General features: G+C 42.7%; 1 protein-coding gene. It reads left to right on the forward strand.

Annotated features, from left to right (window positions below; genetic code table 11):
• Nucleotides 1-33 precede the first annotated feature (33 nt).
• Nucleotides 34-1,575: IS1634 family transposase (locus M3087_RS14245; RefSeq protein ID WP_249096840.1), on the forward strand; the 1,542-nt coding region annotated here is incomplete at its 3' end.

Genomic DNA, 1,575 nt, shown 5'->3' on the forward strand with positions numbered 1-1,575 from the left:
CTGATTTAGGGTGACACGAAAGGTATTTTAACTATGTTTATTCGTAAAAAGAAGTATCCATCCGGCAACATCGGAATTATTATTGTTGAGAAAATAGGTGGCAAGATGAAGGAACTTGCCACAATAGGTGTCGCATATAGTGAAAATGAGGTAGAAAGTCTTGTCAGCCAAGCAAAAGAATGGATTTCTAAAGAAGAATCTCGACGACAACCACAACTGGACCTGTATGGTGAGGAGCGTGAGGCGTGCGACCGAGAGCGAGAAGAAGTCCGTCGGGTACTATCTCAGGTAAGCAATATCCTTCTCAACGGCTGCGACTTGATTTTGGATCGTACGTTTGATAGGATTGGCTTCAACCGTATTGACGATGAAGTGTTCCGCAAACTTGTAAAAGCCCGCCTTGCTTGTCCCTCTAGTAAGTCAGCAACGGTGGAATACTTGAAGAACCATTTTGACGAGGACGTAGGCCTCTCCAAAATCTATCGTTATCTTGACAAACTTAGCAATCATCAGCATGAGATTGTTCAGGACATCAGCGTACGTCATACAGCCCAACTGTTTGGTGGCAATATCGGCGTGTTATTCTATGATGTTACTACGCTTTACTTTGAAGCGGATTATGAGGACGAATTACGCAAGACGGGCTTCTCGAAAGAAGGACGTCACAGCAATCCTCAAATCATATTGGGACTGCTTGTAAGTTTAGGTGGCTACCCGCTTGCCTATTGCATCCATGAAGGCAACAAATATGAAGGGCACACAATGCTGCCGATGATAAACGAGTTTGTAAGCAAATACGGTTTAGAAGACTTTGTGGTTGTGGCTGATTCGGGCCTGATGAACAATGCCAACATTGCGGAACTTGAGACGCACGGCTACAAGTATATAATAGGTGCGAAGATAAAGAATGAAAGTACAGAGATAAAGGAGTGGATATTGAACCAACCTAAGCAAGACAAAAACATGATTGAATATGATAAAGGGGGCGGACGTCGGCTTTTGGTAGGCTATACAGATGATCGGGCGAAGAAAGACGCCTATAACCGAGAAAAAGGCATACGCAGGTTGGAAAAAGCTTATAAGCATGGTACTCTCACGAAGGGTAACATCAACAAAAGAGGTTACAATAAGTTTTTATCTATGGAGGGTGACGTGAAAGTTACCATCAACTATGACCGCATAACTGACGACTCCCGTTGGGATGGGCTCAAAGGGTATCTCACCAACACAGATATACGGAAACAAGATGTATACACAGCATATCATAACCTTTGGCACGTAGAACGGGCATTCCGCATTGCGAAATCAAAGATAGAGATACGTCCTATGTTCCATTTTACACGCAAACGCATAGAAGCCCATATATGCATCTGTTTTGTGGCTTTGAAAGTTTACAAGGAATTGGAGCGTATGTTGAAAGTCACAGAGATTAATATGAGTGTAGATAAGGTGCTTGCATTGGCAAAGACTATCACGACAATACAAATTAAGCTGCCTCTGAACAAGGACGTTTACACACAGACTATGCTGATGGCAAGGCATCAGAAAATTGCTAAACTCTTTGATGAAAATTTT

The sequence above is a fragment of the Mediterranea sp. ET5 genome, from assembly GCF_023337025.1.
In the GTDB taxonomy this organism is placed as follows: domain Bacteria; phylum Bacteroidota; class Bacteroidia; order Bacteroidales; family Bacteroidaceae; genus Phocaeicola_A.